The organism is Mesorhizobium erdmanii USDA 3471 (assembly GCF_000472705.1).
In the GTDB taxonomy this organism is placed as follows: domain Bacteria; phylum Pseudomonadota; class Alphaproteobacteria; order Rhizobiales; family Rhizobiaceae; genus Mesorhizobium; species Mesorhizobium erdmanii.
This window is the reverse complement of record NZ_AXAE01000012.1, coordinates 291,951-303,993: the sequence shown is the minus strand read 5'-3', so window position 1 is coordinate 303,993 and position 12,043 is coordinate 291,951. Positions and strand designations below refer to the sequence as shown.

Below are 12,043 nucleotides of genomic sequence, written 5' to 3'. Positions count from 1 at the left end.
GTCGAAAAAACAAAACCCGCCTCGGCGGCGGGTCGGCGGCGCAAATCAGCACCGTGGATGAAATCATAGCACAACTGCCCTCACCGGACAATCGAAGCGGTGCCGGCATGCCGGAAAACCGCGCAATCGCTAGCCGGCTTTTCACAACCCCGCAGTTGTGGGATCATTAGTCGAAGCGCATGGAATGATTCCCGTCACGGCCTTTGTGGGAGAGGACGATGGACAGACCAGCCATGGCATCCGTTTACAGGATGCGGCATGCTCCAGCCACGGTCTCCGGTGTGCGCAGCACCGGCCAGGGCCAGGCCGATCCGGTCATCCGCGTGAACTCGCTGGGCGAAGCGATCCGCTTCCTCGCCAACGCCTTTCCCAACTACGACATCAGCACCGCCGCCGTGGATTGCGGCGACCCGTCGATCCCGCGCCTCGACAGCCTGGACGTCAAGGCGGTGTGGCGCGAATATGGCGAGCAGCTGACGCGGGAATAAGCCGTTTGCCCTTGGGCCCGCACCCGGCCCGGCGCCTCCCTCCGGATCGGAACCACGGCTCGCGCGTTTGAACCTGGATGAACTTGGATCAATCGAGGGAGCAATCTTCATGAACGTCGCCAACCTGCAACTCGAAGGCCTGCTGATGGCCGTCGCATCGATCAATCACGTCCTGGTCCGCAAGGGCGTGCTGACATCGCAAGAGATCGACATCGCCTTGCGCAAGGCCGAGGCCGGCGAGACCGGCGAGGAGCGATCCGGCGGCATGTCGGCGTCGAGCCGTGACGCCGTCAATTTTCCGATCCGGCTGCTGGAACTCGCCAATCAATGCCAGCCGGAGGCCGACATGCCGTCCTTCTCGAAACTGGCCCGCATGGTCGGCCAGATGAAGGAGCCTTATAACGACCAGTTGTGAGGTTCACGCCCTGCCCGGCCAGCCCGGGTTCAGCGCCAGCACCCGTCCCGGCCCGTGCACGGCGGCGAAGAGCAGGCCCGCGGCGAACGGGAAATGCGACATGAAGGCGCCGAACTCGGCCTGGTTCGCGGCCCAGTGCGAGGGGCCATGGAAGGCAAAGCCGAGAAACGTGACATAGACCGCTCCGACGAGGGCGGCCGGGGTCAGGAAGGCGCCGGTCAGGCAGGCTAGTACCAGCAGCGTCTCGAGGATCGCGGCGCACCAGGCCAGAAACAGTGGAAACGGGAAGCCGGCGGCGGCGATGTAGCCGGCGGTGGCGCCCATATCCATGAACTTGAAGGCCACACCCATGAGGAAGACGGCGGCGAAGATCAGGCGGGCGATGAGAAGGGCCGCGGTCTGCCACGGCGATTGAGTGATATCCGGCATGCTGTCTCTCCAGGGTTTGGAATGGCTTCGACCCAAGGACGCACCGGCGGTGCCGTTTCCGACACGCATCCTCGATTTTTTTCGCCGCGGCCCGCGCGGCAGGCGCCCGGCGCCCCCATTCACCAGCGATTAATGATCCTGAAACTTGTCCGTAACCAGCACCGTGATATTCTTAGCTGGGGCTAATGCACGGGGTCTGTCCTGTGCAGCGAATTGGGTGGGTTGAGTTTGGGCGCGAGCGTAAAGTTCGGGACGCAGTCCTATCTGGTCCGGTCACCGGTCCTTGAGTGCAACGGCTGCGGCGGCACCGGGCAGGTTTTCCAATGCCCGCGCTGGACAAGTTCCAACGGCCTTTGCTGTCCCGCCGGCACCCATCAGCGCGGCTGTCCCGGCGCCAGCGCGCCCTGCGCCGAATGCGCCGAGACCGGGCAGCACGGCGCCAATCCAGCCGATCCAACCGCCTGACCGGCGTTTTGCGGTTGGCGTCGGGCGGCCACATCCGCTGCCAGCCATGGAACCGCCAGCGCCGATCGCTGTTATGTAGGACCGCGGTATCCTATATACTGGTGTCCGCGTGATCATGCGGCTGACAGAAAGCGAGGCCCGGCATGCCCGACGACAAATCGAAGATCAAGCAGGACCGCAAGCTGGTTTCGAGCGAGGAGACCTATGAGGTCGCCGCGTTCGCGCGCAAATACGGCATCCCGCAGAGCGAAGCGCAGACCATCATCAAGCGCTACGGGCCGTCGCGCAAGAAACTCGACAACCACATGGCCGCGCGCGGCTAGGCGGCGGCCACGAGAGGCCAGACTGGCGACAATGGAGGGCCGCGACCATGTCCGACACCCCACGCAGGACCGGCAGCTGCCTGTGCGGCGGCGTCCATTTCGTCGTCACCGGCCAGCCCACGCGGGTCGGCCTTTGCCACTGCAAGGACTGCCGCAAGGCGGGCGGTTCTGTCTATTCGGCCTTCGCCATCTTTCCCCGCGACGCCTACGAGGCATCGGGTGAGGTCGCCTCTTACGGCACGCGCAGCTTCTGCCCGACTTGCGGCAGCCGCGTCGCCTGGGTCGACGACACCGAGGTCGAGGTGATGCTCGGCAGCCTCGACGTCGCGCCGACCGACCTTGTCCCCGCCTATGAATTGTGGATCGGCCGCCGCGAAACCTGGCTGCATGCCTTGCCCGGCACCGAGCAGTTCGAGCATGACCGGCCGAGATCGGAAGACGCTGATCCACCCGCGCCAAGACCTTTGTCGGACGCCGTCGCGCACGATTGAAAATTCATACTTGGGGCCCGGAACCCTCCCCTGACGGCGACGTTATCCGGCGGCCCTTCAGCGCGCTGTTTTGACGAACAGCCAGTTCGCTCAGGGCCGACATGCCACGGAGACGAGCGTTGAACGACAAGATGTTTCCCCGACCTATCCGCCTGAAATTCGCCCCCGAGCGCGAGCGCCTGGTGCGCAGCGCCTGGGAGGGCTTGGAATGCCTCGGCGACTGGCCCGCCGTCCACGGCCGGCGATACCGGGCGGCACTGCGCTGCTGCCGCGACGCGCTGGATGGCTGGACGCCGCCGGCAAAGGCGATGCGGGCGATGATCGACGCCGCGCGCGAAGCCCACATCCTCCAATAGCGGGAACCAACAATGACCGACATCAGGCTGTCGTCACCGATTCGTATCAGGCCGCATGGCTCGGACACGATCCGCGAGGTGGCGACGCTTCAGGACGCCAGTGAAATCCTGATCGACTGGCCGCATGCCCGCCGCGGCCCCTTCTACCAGGCCGCTCGCGAAAAGATCGAGGCGGCGCTGCAAGACAAGGCCGGCGCGGCACAGGCGCAGGAGGCGTTCACCGCGCTGTGCGACCACGCCGGCCTTCTGGTTCGGTAGATTCAGCCCGGAGACTGAACGAACTTCCAACAAAAAAGCAGGCGATGGCGTCGCCTGCTTTTTTGTTGGAACCGGGGTCTGATTATTCCGCGGGCAAATCGCCATGCACGATCGGATGGGAAGCATCAAATCCGAATCCCTTCGGCGCCATCAGCATCAGGACGATGGCGATGGCGATCGAGGCAATAAACGTGGCGGTGCCGGCAATATCTCTCACGATCATCTCCCAAATTAGAAGTCATTAAAGAAACGTTTCACCTGAAGCTGAGTTCCGGCACGGCACGAGATTAACTTGCCAGGCGGCGTCAATTCGCCGGGGGCTGGGCCGGCACCTGGCCGGGTTTGATCACCGGCGTCTTGCCTTCGTCGGGCGCAGGCGCGGCCATGCCCTGGTCGCCGGTCGCCGGCGGCTTCAGCACGCCGCCGCAATCGTTGAGCTTTTCGGTCAGATTGCCGTTGCCGGTGTGCTGTTTGCCGGCTTGATCGGTTTCGACGCGGCATCTGTCGGCCTGGGCCGGGTTCTGCTGCTGATTTGTCTGTGCCGCCGCAGGCACGGCCAGGGCCAGCACCAGCGACGCGATGGCGAGAGGTTTCATCTCGGGCCTCCTTGTCTTGCACGACCGCCCGCTGCGGCCTCGCAGGGACAACGCTCGCCGTCCAAAAAGGTTGGCACCAATTCCGGCGGACGGATTCTAGCCGCGCGGACGTTTGGCGGATGCCGATGCGGGTTCCTTCTCGTCCTGGTCTTCCACAAGGCCGGCACGCGGTTGGAGCCGATGCAGAAGCCCCGCGACGATCAAAACGATAAGCGTCGCGAACCCGGCCACCTGCCACAAGCCCAAGCCGCAGGCGACACCGATCGCGCCGGCGAGCCACATGCCGGCCCCGGTGGTCAGCCCATGGACTTCCCCGCGCGAAAACAGGATCGAGCCGGCGGCGAGAAAGGCGACGCCGGCGGTTACCGCCTCGACCACGCGGATCGGGTCGACCTTCACCGCCTCCTGCGCGAACATTGGCGCATGGACGATCTCGACCGTCAGGATGCCGAAAGTGGCAGCGGCGACGCAGACGAGAATATGCGTGCGCAGCCCGGCGGGGCGATTGCGCCATTCGCGCTCGAAGCCGATGACGGCCCCGTAAAGCGTCGCCAGCAGCAGCCGCGCCGCGATGACCGGAAACGAGGTGTAGGTGGGATGGCCGAATTCCTCGACGAGCTGTTCCATGATTTCCCCTGGGTTGACGGCCACAACGTGGGCGAAGCACCACGGTTCCGTCGGCGGCATCGAGGTCGGGCTGGCATTCCTGCAGCTGGCACTTTCCCGGCCCCTTCCTAGCGCGGTGGCGGCAGCCCGGCTTCCTCGTCGTCGGGCCATGCGGCAGGCGGATCGCTCCTTTGCGGGCAGTCGTCATAACGGTGGTCGCGGCCGCCGCAGAAGGAGCAGCACATGGCTTCCGTGCCTTCGCTTCCGGGCCACCATCGCGGCGTTTCGTATGGCTTCCTGCTGTCCATTCGCAGCAATGCGCGACGCGCGATTTGGTTGCGCTGGCGCCCCCGCGCCGCGCTACGGGCGGCTGTGGTGGAACCTGCGGACAGGTAGCGGGTTTTCTGGAACAATGCATCCCGCATCAGACCGCAGAGAATCGTCATGTCCGCTCGCCTTCCAGTCCTGCTGATGACCCTGGGCGCCCTCCTTGCGGCGACCACCCTGGCCGAGGCCCGGCCGGACAGCCGCGCCATGAGCTGTGCCGCGATCCAGGCCATGATCCAGAGCCATCGCGCCGTGGTGCTGACCACCGGCCCGAACACCTATGACCGTTATGTCAGGCAGTTCGGAAATGAGTGCGACTGGCCTGATGTGCCGATGTCGGCCTATATCCCGGCGCGCGACGGGCACTGCCCGGTCTACCGCTGCGAGGAACCGGTCGACAACTTCCCGAATTGACGGGCCGCCGCCGCGGCTCCATAACCATCCGAGCTTCTCCCGCTTCGTCTAATGGTAGGACAGCGCCCTTTGAAGGCGTGAATCGTGGTTCGAGCCCATGAGCGGGAACCAGCCAAAATCAGTTTGTCGAATGCTTTGATGACAAATGGGCCCGAAGAGCGGAGCAGCCGCCGGGCCTTTGGGCTTGGCTATCAGCAGCCATTGTTGGCATAGGCCTGCTCCTGGCACATCGGATACCGGCAATTGGCGCAGACGGTTTGAACCCTCCGATTGACGGACAGGTGACGTTGCGTTAACTTTTTATTATGCATAGCTAAAATAGGGGCAACTAATGAAAATCGCTATCGTTTGCGCGGCGCTCGTCCTTGCCGCATCAAGTGCTGCCGTGGCGCACGAAAAGAAGAAAGCCACGGTCACGGCCAACGCATGTGCAGGTCTGTCGATCAAGGCCGCCGTGGCAGCAAAACTGGACTGTAGTGCAACTGGCACGCTGGCCACGCCGCACACTGACACCAAAGCCAATCCCGAGCCCCGCCTCGGGTATGATATGAACCCTTTTCCGCAGTCTTTCGGGCTTTAGGGACCGACCTGCGGCGAGCCCCGGTCCCGGCTTCCGCGATCACACCATAGGCTAACGCGGTCATCGGGTTCACAGTACGGCCACAAGCGGTCGATTCCTTCGGGATGTAGCCACTCCGAAAGCCCGCCGCGGGTCGCTCCTGTGGCGGGCTATTCCCATCGGGACCAAGGTCCTACCGTCCTCCGACAAAGGTCCGACGTAACCGCGTTGGTTCCGGTATCGTGCATTGGACGTTCCGTTACTTTATCCAATTGCAATATGGTGTGATCACCTTGGTGAGAGACCCGCCGCCCCATTCACGGCGGCGGCGGGCGCCCCTAGGGATCGCGGGACTTGCCGGAGCGTTGGAACCCCTGCCGCAAAACCAACTCGCGGCGCCGCCTGATGTTCCCTGCTCATCCGTGGCTGGCGTCTTCGACGCCTCAAGGCTTCGGTATGATCTCGTCCACCCGCACCTTGTCGCCGATCTCTTTCGCGAGCGCCAAGGCCTTGGTTTTGTCCGTCGTGGTCAGGACCGTACGCCATCTGGATTTTTCAAAGACGCTCACCACGTAGGTTGTGGCCGGCTTTTCAGTCATTGATGGCCGTTATCTCCCTCGTTTGCATGCTTCTATATATTAGCAAATATGCATGTGATTGTCAGCCGGCTCTCGACCCCGGCTGGTCAAGCCCCGGCGCGCTGATTTCCAGACCAGCGGGGCCGCAGCCCTTTGCCCCTTTGCGCCGCGCCAGTGAACCGGTCATCCTGAAACCATTTCATCGACCCTGCGTTGAACTCCGGGCATGGCCAGCACAGGAGACTTCTCATGACCGTCAACTGCCGCATATCCATCGACAACCGGCCGGACGCCACCGACGCTGTTTTCCAGGCGGTGCCGCGGATCGGGGAAAGCGTTTCGCTTTCGGTAGACGGAAGTCCGCAGGATCTGCGGGTGTCGCGCGTGGTGCATGTCCCGGACGGCACATTGGACGGCGCCGCCATCATCGTCGAGGTGACGACCAACATCCTCTGAGGCAATCACAGAAAAGCGTGAGACGGTTTTCCCGGGACCTGACGAAACGCTAGATGCCGAAGCCCAGCGCGGCGGCGTCCTCGGCTTCGGCGCTGGCTTGCGGCACGATGATCGCTGCCAGCGGCGCGCTGAGCCGCCAGCTGAGATAGCCGGGCGAGCGTTCCAGCTCGGCGGAGCCGCCGAGCGACTGCGGCGCCACCCGCTGCAGGACAACGGTGCCGAAGCCCTTGCGCGTATCGTCGGGGCGCGAAATCTCATCGCCCCTGTCGCCTTGGGGAGGCGTCGATATCTCCTTCCAGAGCAACTGGAATTCGCGCTCGGCCGAAGCAGCAGCGCCCCGGGCGCTGGAGGAGACTTGAGTGCCCGCGCCTATGGTCCAGGTGATCTCGACTCGTCCGCCTTCGCTGCCCAGCGCGCCATATTTGGACGAATTGGTGCCGAGTTCGTGGAACGCCATGCCGAGGGCCTGCACCGCGTTCGACTGCAATGTCAGCACCGGGCCGGACAGCAGGATCTGCCCCTCTCGGCCAAACGGCTTCAAATGTTCCTGGATCAGGTCGAACAAGCTCGCTCCCGCCCACTCCGAGGTGACGAGCAGATCGTGCGAGCGCGACAGCGCCATGATGCGGGCGCGGATCAGTTCCTCGAATTCGCGCGGGTCGCTGGAGCGCTTGCTCGTCTCCCTGACCATCGACAGGATGACCGCGAACTGGTTCTTGACCCGATGGTTGACCTCCCGCATCAAGAGCCTGATCCTGCGCTCGCTCTCCTTGATGGCGGAAATGTCGCGGGCGATCTTCGAGGCGCCGACGATGTCGCCATCGGCGTTCTTGATCGGTGACACCGTCAGCGAGACGGCAATCAGCACGCCGTCCTTGCGCCTTCGTGTTGTCTCGTAGCTCGCCACGCGATCGCCGCTGCGGACGCGGCTGATGATTTCCACCTCCTCGCCCTTGAGGTGGTCGGGAATGAGCATGAGAATAGATTGGCCGATGGCTTCCTCGGCGCTGTAGCCAAACATGCGCTCGGCCGCCTGGTTCCAGCTCTTGATGATGCTGTTCAGATCCTTGCTGATAATGGCATCGAAGGAGGAATCGACTATCGCCGCGAGCCGCGCATCGACGGTTGCATCCTGCCTGGTGTCGTTCCCCTCGTCAGCCATCGGCGCCCGCAATTCCTTCATCGTCATTCAGATAGCGCGAAGGCGGATCGAGGCAAGGCGAAAGCCCCGGGTTCAGGCATCCGGCAGGCAACACCTCAATCCGATGTATCGTCGGCAGAACCGCGGTTCTCGCTGACGCCATTGATGACGCCGAAACTCTGCGATTTGAGGCCTTGTTCGGCCGTCAGGAAGCCTTCCGCGGCAAGGCCGCGCCGAAGCAATTCCCGCACGGCCGCCGACCGGCTGGGCATGCGCTTGTCATAGCGCCAGTTCTCCAGCGCCATCAGTTCCTCCGTCGTCAGCATGATCTGCAGGCGTTGCGGACGCTCCAGTTCGGCCATGTTTCCTCGCAATCGGGCCAAAACGCATCGAGTTAGACTATGTCTAACTCGACTAATAATGAGGCAGAGCCCCAGAACGCGTCAAGTGTGGTCGACGTGTAACCCGCGCATTACGCCCATGATGCGCATAAAGCGCCGATAGCACGTTTGCATGTCTATGCTAACTTATTGATTTATTTTGATTTTTTCTAATTATGCGCTTGCCATGACCGACCATTGGGCGCATGGTGCAAACTCAACGAAAAATCGGACCTTTTGGGAGGTTTTCATGCGGTACCAATTTTCCGAGCAATTGCGCAATGACGTGTCATCAGCGGTTCACACGGCCTTCGAGACGGTAGGTATAGTCAACATCACCGCGATAGCCGAACAGGTCAGAGTCTCCAATCTGGCCGAGAATGTCGCTCTGGAAGACGTCGAACATCTGGTTCTGAACGCTGCCCAAGCGCTTGGCGCGGCGATCGAATTCGACGGCCTGGGCGGATCGTGCCTGCTGGAAAGCGGGCTCGCCGCCGATTCCGGCCCAGACTTTCGTAACCGGCCTCACTCCTGATTCCAGGTAAAGCGTGCAGCGGTTTTCCCTGCAAAAGCGCGTGGCGCTCTCGCTTGGAACCGGGATAAGATAACCAACCGGTGCGGTTTCGCCTTCATGGCGTGGAACGAGTCCGGTCTTCGGAAATTGCTGCATCGTCTTGACAGAGGAGGATGTCGTGAAAAACCTGCGTGGTCTCCTGGCGGACCTGTCCGCCAACTGGCTCAAGCGCCGCAAGGCGCAACCACCGGCCACTGTGAAACCGATCAGGACGGCGCCCCACGTCGCTCACCAGACGGCAAGACAGCTGCCGGCGCATAAACCCAAGCCAGTCGCGGCGCGCGACATCACCTCGCATATGTGAGCCTGGTTCCAAAGATCACCAATTTGTCAGCTATCGGTCGTGGGAATCGAGCAGGCGGGCGCTATATTCCCTGCAGTCCGCCGCCGGAGAACCTCATCCATGACCCTGAAAACACGCAAGCTCGGCAGCCAGGGACTGCGAGTCTCGGCCATCGGCCTCGGCTGCATGGGCATGAGCCAGTCCTACGGTCCCGCCGACGAGTCCGAATCCATCGCCACGCTGCACCGCGCCGTCGAGCTTGGCTGCACCTTCTTCGACACCGCCGAGGTCTACGGCCCGCACACCAACGAGGCATTGCTGGGCCGGGCGCTGAAGGGCAAGCGCGGCGAGATAACGATCGCCACCAAATTCGGCTTCCGCATCGAAAACGGCAAGCAGACCGGGGTCGACAGCCGGCCGCAACACATCCGCGAGGTTGTGGAAGCCTCGCTCCGCCGGCTCGCCACCGACCATATCGACCTGCTTTACCAGCACCGTGTCGACCCTGATGTGCCGATGGAGGATGTCGCCGGCGCCGTCGGCAGGCTGGTCGCCGAGGGCAAGGTGCGCTTCTTCGGCCTGTCGGAGGCAGGCGCCGCCAACATCCGCCGGGCGCACGCCGCCTTTCCGGTCTCGGCGGTGCAAAGCGAATATTCGCTGTGGGAGCGCAATCTGGAACCCGAGATCATCCCACTGCTCAAGGAACTCGGCATCGGCCTGGTGCCGTTCTCGCCGCTCGGTCGCGGTTTCCTGACCGGCGACGTCAAGCGTGCCGAGGATTATCCCAAGAGCGACTACCGCCGCAACGACCCACGCTACCAGGGCCAAAACTACGACGCCAATGCCGAGGCCGCAGCCAAGGTGCGCGACATCGCGGCGGCGCGAGGCGTCAAGCCAGGCCAGGTCGCACTTGCCTGGCTGCTGCAAAAGGGCACCGGTTTTGACGTCGACATCGTGCCGATCCCCGGCACCAAGCGCAGACAATATCTGGAAGAGAATGTCGCCGCCGCCTCGCTGAAACTCGACGCGGCCGAAATGGCGGCACTCGACGAGGCGCTGGCTCCAGGAAAGATCTCCGGGCCGCGCTATAATGAGCGCGGCATGGCGATGGTGGATCGCTAGCGCACTCCGTCGAAAGCAATCTTTGTTGGCGGATGGCTCAAAGCCTACGGGTCTTGCATCGCGTTGTTCGCCAACAGTGACGATCCGATGTTCACGTCGAGCGCAAAACGCTCGCAGCGCTCGCCGTCGAACTCATCGATGAAGCTCTCGACATGTTTGAAGCCGAGCTTCGCCAGTATCCGCAGCGAAGCGAGATTGCGCGCCGCCGCCTCGGCCTTGACCTGTTCAAGCGCCAGAGTCTCAAAAGCGTAGCAGAGGACTTCGCGCGCCGCCTCGCTGCCCAGCCCGTGCCCCCAATGCGCACGCGCCAGGACAAATCCCAATGCGGCCGTCCTGGCGCCGGTTGCACCAAACGACAGGGTTATCGTCCCGATCGCGTCAGATACCCCTACCCGGTCTATCGACCATTGGATCGCCCTGCCGTCGGCGAAACGCTGACGCGAACGGGCGAGCCATCGCTCGCCAGCGCTTATGTCGTCGGGAACGGGATCGCCGGCAAGGGACGCGGATTCGACATCCGTTGCGCGCGCCAACCATGCCGGGATATCACGCTCGCTCGGCGCCCGAAGCACAAGCCTTTGTGTCGTGAGCTTGGGAACTGCCTCCATGGAAACACTATCGACCTGAGGCTGCGCCAGTGCAACGTGTCTGGCGCGCGTCACATACAAATTCGGGATGGGGCGGTAACCTCTCGAACTGACTAGTGCATGTCGGCCCGAAGCATGGATTCCCCCGCCTCGGGCCTGATGGAAGAGCGCCGCAGCAATCGTCGCTATGATTGATTGAGCTGCGATCAAACCCGCGCCGAGCCTCAAAGTGAAAGTCCTAAAAGCATCGAGCCCGCCGACTAAAGCCGGCGGGCTCGATATTATATTTCCTTGGGCGACGATCAGGTTTAGTTGTTCGTCGGCGACATAGGGACGAGCTGCGCCGTGATTGACGGGAGTCTCTGACGCTTGGTCAGGACCGGCTTTTCATAAGTCTTCTTCATATTGTCCTCGCTTTTTCCCTCGACCGGAATGTGTTGAAGCTGCCGTTTCTTGTCAACCCAGCGATATCGCTAGTTGCCGGCAGTCTCCACGCCGCCGAAATGGTCGCTCTGGACGAATCGCTCGCGACGGAAAAAATCTCAGGGTCCCGCTATGGAGAAGGGGACATGGCGATGGTGGATGGGTAGGCGACGAGAGCGGCTCTGCCCGGCGAGTCCCAGGATCAAGCAGGGACGTAGGTCAACCTGATCACATCCCCGTCAATCCGATCATGAGACATGAGGCGGAGCGGCGGCCGCGGTCCGGCGAAATACGGCTTGCCGCGACCAAGCACGACGGGATGCAGGTAGATCCTATACTCATCGATCAGACCAAGGTCCGTGAGGCTTCGCGCCAGGCCGGGGCCAGCAACTTCGATATCCCCATCGCGCTCGGCCTTGAGCGCGCGGATCGCGCTCTCCAGATCACCTTGGACAAGCCGCGCGTTGGGGCCGACCGATTTCAACGTGCGCGAAACGACCCATTTCGGCTGCTTGCGCCACGCCGCCGCGAAGGCGTGCTCATCTGCCTTCCATTCAGCATGATCGTCATCCCAGTAACGCATGATCTCATAGATTTGGCGACCGTACACACTGCCCGCCTGCCGCTCCGCCTCCTCGATGAAGTGGCGAAACAGCACAGGGCCTGGCGCAAAGCCGGTATGGTCGACATAGCCGTCCAGCGACTGGTTCATTCCGAAGACAAGCCTGGCCATACTGATTCCTCTTCCCTTGAGCCGTATCCAAGCGAAATC

22 protein-coding genes and 1 tRNA gene are annotated in these 12,043 nt (G+C 62.8%); 12 read left to right on the top strand and 11 right to left on the bottom strand.

Annotated elements, in window-relative coordinates; all coding sequences use genetic code 11:
- The first annotated feature begins 218 nt into the window (after nt 1-218).
- Both A3AU_RS0108925 and A3AU_RS0108920 read left to right on the top strand, forming a co-directional pair.
- Entirely contained in the window at nt 219-488 is a 270-nt protein-coding gene (locus A3AU_RS0108925) for a hypothetical protein (protein WP_027052491.1), read from the top strand.
- Nucleotides 489-597: 109 nt separating this feature from the next.
- On the top strand, nt 598-903 hold the full coding sequence (locus tag A3AU_RS0108920) for a hypothetical protein (protein ID WP_027029924.1): 306 nt from the start codon (nt 598-600) through the stop codon (nt 901-903).
- Nucleotides 904-906: 3 nt separating this feature from the next.
- On the opposite strand, the gene A3AU_RS0108915 is transcribed toward A3AU_RS0108920, so the two are convergent.
- Nucleotides 907-1,332, bottom strand: coding sequence for a DoxX family protein (locus A3AU_RS0108915; RefSeq protein ID WP_027052490.1), 426 nt, complete (start codon nt 1,330-1,332; stop codon nt 907-909).
- 608 nt (nt 1,333-1,940) lie between these two features.
- Here A3AU_RS0108915 and A3AU_RS0108905 point away from each other — a divergent pair.
- From A3AU_RS0108905 to A3AU_RS0108890, 4 genes are all read left to right on the top strand, one after another.
- Nucleotides 1,941-2,120 carry a DUF3606 domain-containing protein gene (locus tag A3AU_RS0108905; RefSeq protein ID WP_027052489.1) on the top strand — a complete coding sequence of 60 codons (180 nt, stop codon included), beginning with the start codon at nt 1,941-1,943 and terminating at the stop codon, nt 2,118-2,120.
- A gap of 47 nt (nt 2,121-2,167) precedes the next feature.
- Entirely contained in the window at nt 2,168-2,611 is a 444-nt protein-coding gene (locus A3AU_RS0108900) for a GFA family protein (RefSeq protein WP_027052488.1), read from the top strand.
- 119 nt (nt 2,612-2,730) lie between these two features.
- Nucleotides 2,731-2,967: a DUF982 domain-containing protein gene (locus A3AU_RS0108895; RefSeq protein WP_027052487.1), complete on the top strand. Its 237-nt coding sequence runs from the start codon at nt 2,731-2,733 to the stop codon at nt 2,965-2,967.
- Nucleotides 2,968-2,979: 12 nt separating this feature from the next.
- Nucleotides 2,980-3,225 carry a DUF982 domain-containing protein gene (locus A3AU_RS0108890; RefSeq protein WP_027052486.1) on the top strand — a complete coding sequence of 82 codons (246 nt, stop codon included), beginning with the start codon at nt 2,980-2,982 and terminating at the stop codon, nt 3,223-3,225.
- Between the two features lie 82 nt (nt 3,226-3,307).
- Here the strand turns inward: A3AU_RS0108890 and A3AU_RS1000000140740 are convergent, their stop codons facing one another.
- From A3AU_RS1000000140740 to A3AU_RS1000000138870, 4 genes are all read right to left on the bottom strand, one after another.
- Complete coding sequence (locus A3AU_RS1000000140740; protein WP_272481087.1) at nt 3,308-3,442, bottom strand: hypothetical protein; 135 nt, start codon at nt 3,440-3,442, stop codon at nt 3,308-3,310.
- An 88-nt stretch (nt 3,443-3,530) separates the two neighbouring features.
- Complete coding sequence (locus A3AU_RS0108880) at nt 3,531-3,821, bottom strand: hypothetical protein (RefSeq protein WP_027052485.1); 291 nt, start codon at nt 3,819-3,821, stop codon at nt 3,531-3,533.
- Between the two features lie 96 nt (nt 3,822-3,917).
- Entirely contained in the window at nt 3,918-4,448 is a 531-nt protein-coding gene (locus tag A3AU_RS01000000135170; RefSeq protein ID WP_032917014.1) for an MgtC/SapB family protein, read from the bottom strand.
- 107 nt (nt 4,449-4,555) lie between these two features.
- Entirely contained in the window at nt 4,556-4,873 is a 318-nt protein-coding gene (locus A3AU_RS1000000138870) for a hypothetical protein (protein ID WP_027052484.1), read from the bottom strand.
- On the opposite strand from A3AU_RS1000000138870, the gene A3AU_RS0108865 reads away from it, so the two are divergent.
- From A3AU_RS0108865 to A3AU_RS0108855, 3 genes are all read left to right on the top strand, one after another.
- Nucleotides 4,872-5,168: a hypothetical protein gene (locus A3AU_RS0108865; RefSeq protein ID WP_027052483.1), complete on the top strand. Its 297-nt coding sequence runs from the start codon at nt 4,872-4,874 to the stop codon at nt 5,166-5,168. The genes A3AU_RS1000000138870 and A3AU_RS0108865 overlap by 2 nt on opposite strands.
- Before the next feature lie 37 nt (nt 5,169-5,205).
- A tRNA-Gln gene (locus A3AU_RS0108860) sits at nt 5,206-5,279 on the top strand.
- A 220-nt stretch (nt 5,280-5,499) separates the two neighbouring features.
- On the top strand, nt 5,500-5,748 hold the full coding sequence (locus tag A3AU_RS0108855; RefSeq protein WP_027052482.1) for a hypothetical protein: 249 nt from the start codon (nt 5,500-5,502) through the stop codon (nt 5,746-5,748).
- A 422-nt stretch (nt 5,749-6,170) separates the two neighbouring features.
- Here the strand turns inward: A3AU_RS0108855 and A3AU_RS1000000139765 are convergent, their stop codons facing one another.
- The gene (locus tag A3AU_RS1000000139765; RefSeq protein ID WP_167335223.1) at nt 6,171-6,326 is read right to left on the bottom strand and encodes a hypothetical protein; all 156 of its coding nucleotides are present in this window, start codon (nt 6,324-6,326) and stop codon (nt 6,171-6,173) included.
- Between the two features lie 228 nt (nt 6,327-6,554).
- Between A3AU_RS1000000139765 and A3AU_RS0108845 the strand changes: the two genes are divergently transcribed.
- On the top strand, nt 6,555-6,761 hold the full coding sequence (locus A3AU_RS0108845) for a hypothetical protein (RefSeq protein ID WP_027052481.1): 207 nt from the start codon (nt 6,555-6,557) through the stop codon (nt 6,759-6,761).
- Between the two features lie 49 nt (nt 6,762-6,810).
- Here A3AU_RS0108845 and A3AU_RS0108840 read toward each other — a convergent pair whose 3' ends face one another.
- The 3 genes from A3AU_RS0108840 to A3AU_RS1000000139480 all read right to left on the bottom strand — a co-directional run bounded on the left by A3AU_RS0108840 (nt 6,811) and on the right by A3AU_RS1000000139480 (nt 8,952).
- Nucleotides 6,811-7,923 carry a PAS domain S-box protein gene (locus tag A3AU_RS0108840; RefSeq protein ID WP_154674553.1) on the bottom strand — a complete coding sequence of 371 codons (1,113 nt, stop codon included), beginning with the start codon at nt 7,921-7,923 and terminating at the stop codon, nt 6,811-6,813.
- 95 nt (nt 7,924-8,018) lie between these two features.
- Nucleotides 8,019-8,264 (bottom strand): hypothetical protein, encoded by a 246-nt coding sequence (locus A3AU_RS0108835; RefSeq protein WP_027052479.1) that lies wholly within the window; start codon nt 8,262-8,264, stop codon nt 8,019-8,021.
- Between the two features lie 310 nt (nt 8,265-8,574).
- Nucleotides 8,575-8,952 (bottom strand): hypothetical protein, encoded by a 378-nt coding sequence (locus A3AU_RS1000000139480; protein ID WP_027052478.1) that lies wholly within the window; start codon nt 8,950-8,952, stop codon nt 8,575-8,577.
- 22 nt (nt 8,953-8,974) lie between these two features.
- On the opposite strand from A3AU_RS1000000139480, the gene A3AU_RS0108825 reads away from it, so the two are divergent.
- On the top strand, nt 8,975-9,160 hold the full coding sequence (locus A3AU_RS0108825) for a hypothetical protein (RefSeq protein ID WP_161633498.1): 186 nt from the start codon (nt 8,975-8,977) through the stop codon (nt 9,158-9,160).
- A 99-nt stretch (nt 9,161-9,259) separates the two neighbouring features.
- Complete coding sequence (locus A3AU_RS0108820) at nt 9,260-10,261, top strand: aldo/keto reductase (RefSeq protein ID WP_027052476.1); 1,002 nt, start codon at nt 9,260-9,262, stop codon at nt 10,259-10,261.
- A gap of 44 nt (nt 10,262-10,305) precedes the next feature.
- On the opposite strand, the gene A3AU_RS0108815 is transcribed toward A3AU_RS0108820, so the two are convergent.
- Nucleotides 10,306-10,923, bottom strand: coding sequence for a GNAT family N-acetyltransferase (locus A3AU_RS0108815; protein ID WP_245235443.1), 618 nt, complete (start codon nt 10,921-10,923; stop codon nt 10,306-10,308).
- Nucleotides 10,924-11,473: 550 nt separating this feature from the next.
- Nucleotides 11,474-12,004 (bottom strand): dihydrofolate reductase family protein, encoded by a 531-nt coding sequence (locus A3AU_RS0108805; RefSeq protein WP_027052474.1) that lies wholly within the window; start codon nt 12,002-12,004, stop codon nt 11,474-11,476.
- Nucleotides 12,005-12,043 lie beyond the last annotated feature (39 nt).

What these genes read in the sequence shown, in the direction of transcription:
- A3AU_RS0108925 (WP_027052491.1), top strand. Translation starts at nt 219, where the DNA reads ATGGACAGACCAGCCATGGCATCCGTTTACAGGATGCGGCATGCTCCA.
- A3AU_RS0108920 (WP_027029924.1), top strand. Translation starts at nt 598, where the DNA reads ATGAACGTCGCCAACCTGCAACTCGAAGGCCTGCTGATGGCCGTCGCA.
- A3AU_RS0108915 (WP_027052490.1), bottom strand. Translation starts at nt 1,332, where the DNA reads ATGCCGGATATCACTCAATCGCCGTGGCAGACCGCGGCCCTTCTCATC.
- A3AU_RS0108905 (WP_027052489.1), top strand. Translation starts at nt 1,941, where the DNA reads ATGCCCGACGACAAATCGAAGATCAAGCAGGACCGCAAGCTGGTTTCG.
- A3AU_RS0108900 (WP_027052488.1), top strand. Translation starts at nt 2,168, where the DNA reads ATGTCCGACACCCCACGCAGGACCGGCAGCTGCCTGTGCGGCGGCGTC.
- A3AU_RS0108890 (WP_027052486.1), top strand. Translation starts at nt 2,980, where the DNA reads ATGACCGACATCAGGCTGTCGTCACCGATTCGTATCAGGCCGCATGGC.
- A3AU_RS0108880 (WP_027052485.1), bottom strand. Translation starts at nt 3,821, where the DNA reads ATGAAACCTCTCGCCATCGCGTCGCTGGTGCTGGCCCTGGCCGTGCCT.
- A3AU_RS01000000135170 (WP_032917014.1), bottom strand. Translation starts at nt 4,448, where the DNA reads ATGGAACAGCTCGTCGAGGAATTCGGCCATCCCACCTACACCTCGTTT.
- A3AU_RS0108865 (WP_027052483.1), top strand. Translation starts at nt 4,872, where the DNA reads ATGTCCGCTCGCCTTCCAGTCCTGCTGATGACCCTGGGCGCCCTCCTT.
- A3AU_RS1000000138870 (WP_027052484.1), bottom strand. Translation starts at nt 4,873, where the DNA reads ATGACGATTCTCTGCGGTCTGATGCGGGATGCATTGTTCCAGAAAACC.
- A3AU_RS0108855 (WP_027052482.1), top strand. Translation starts at nt 5,500, where the DNA reads ATGAAAATCGCTATCGTTTGCGCGGCGCTCGTCCTTGCCGCATCAAGT.
- A3AU_RS1000000139765 (WP_167335223.1), bottom strand. Translation starts at nt 6,326, where the DNA reads ATGACTGAAAAGCCGGCCACAACCTACGTGGTGAGCGTCTTTGAAAAA.
- A3AU_RS0108845 (WP_027052481.1), top strand. Translation starts at nt 6,555, where the DNA reads ATGACCGTCAACTGCCGCATATCCATCGACAACCGGCCGGACGCCACC.
- A3AU_RS0108840 (WP_154674553.1), bottom strand. Translation starts at nt 7,923, where the DNA reads ATGGCTGACGAGGGGAACGACACCAGGCAGGATGCAACCGTCGATGCG.
- A3AU_RS0108835 (WP_027052479.1), bottom strand. Translation starts at nt 8,264, where the DNA reads ATGGCCGAACTGGAGCGTCCGCAACGCCTGCAGATCATGCTGACGACG.
- A3AU_RS1000000139480 (WP_027052478.1), bottom strand. Translation starts at nt 8,952, where the DNA reads ATGCAGCAATTTCCGAAGACCGGACTCGTTCCACGCCATGAAGGCGAA.
- A3AU_RS0108820 (WP_027052476.1), top strand. Translation starts at nt 9,260, where the DNA reads ATGACCCTGAAAACACGCAAGCTCGGCAGCCAGGGACTGCGAGTCTCG.
- A3AU_RS0108805 (WP_027052474.1), bottom strand. Translation starts at nt 12,004, where the DNA reads ATGGCCAGGCTTGTCTTCGGAATGAACCAGTCGCTGGACGGCTATGTC.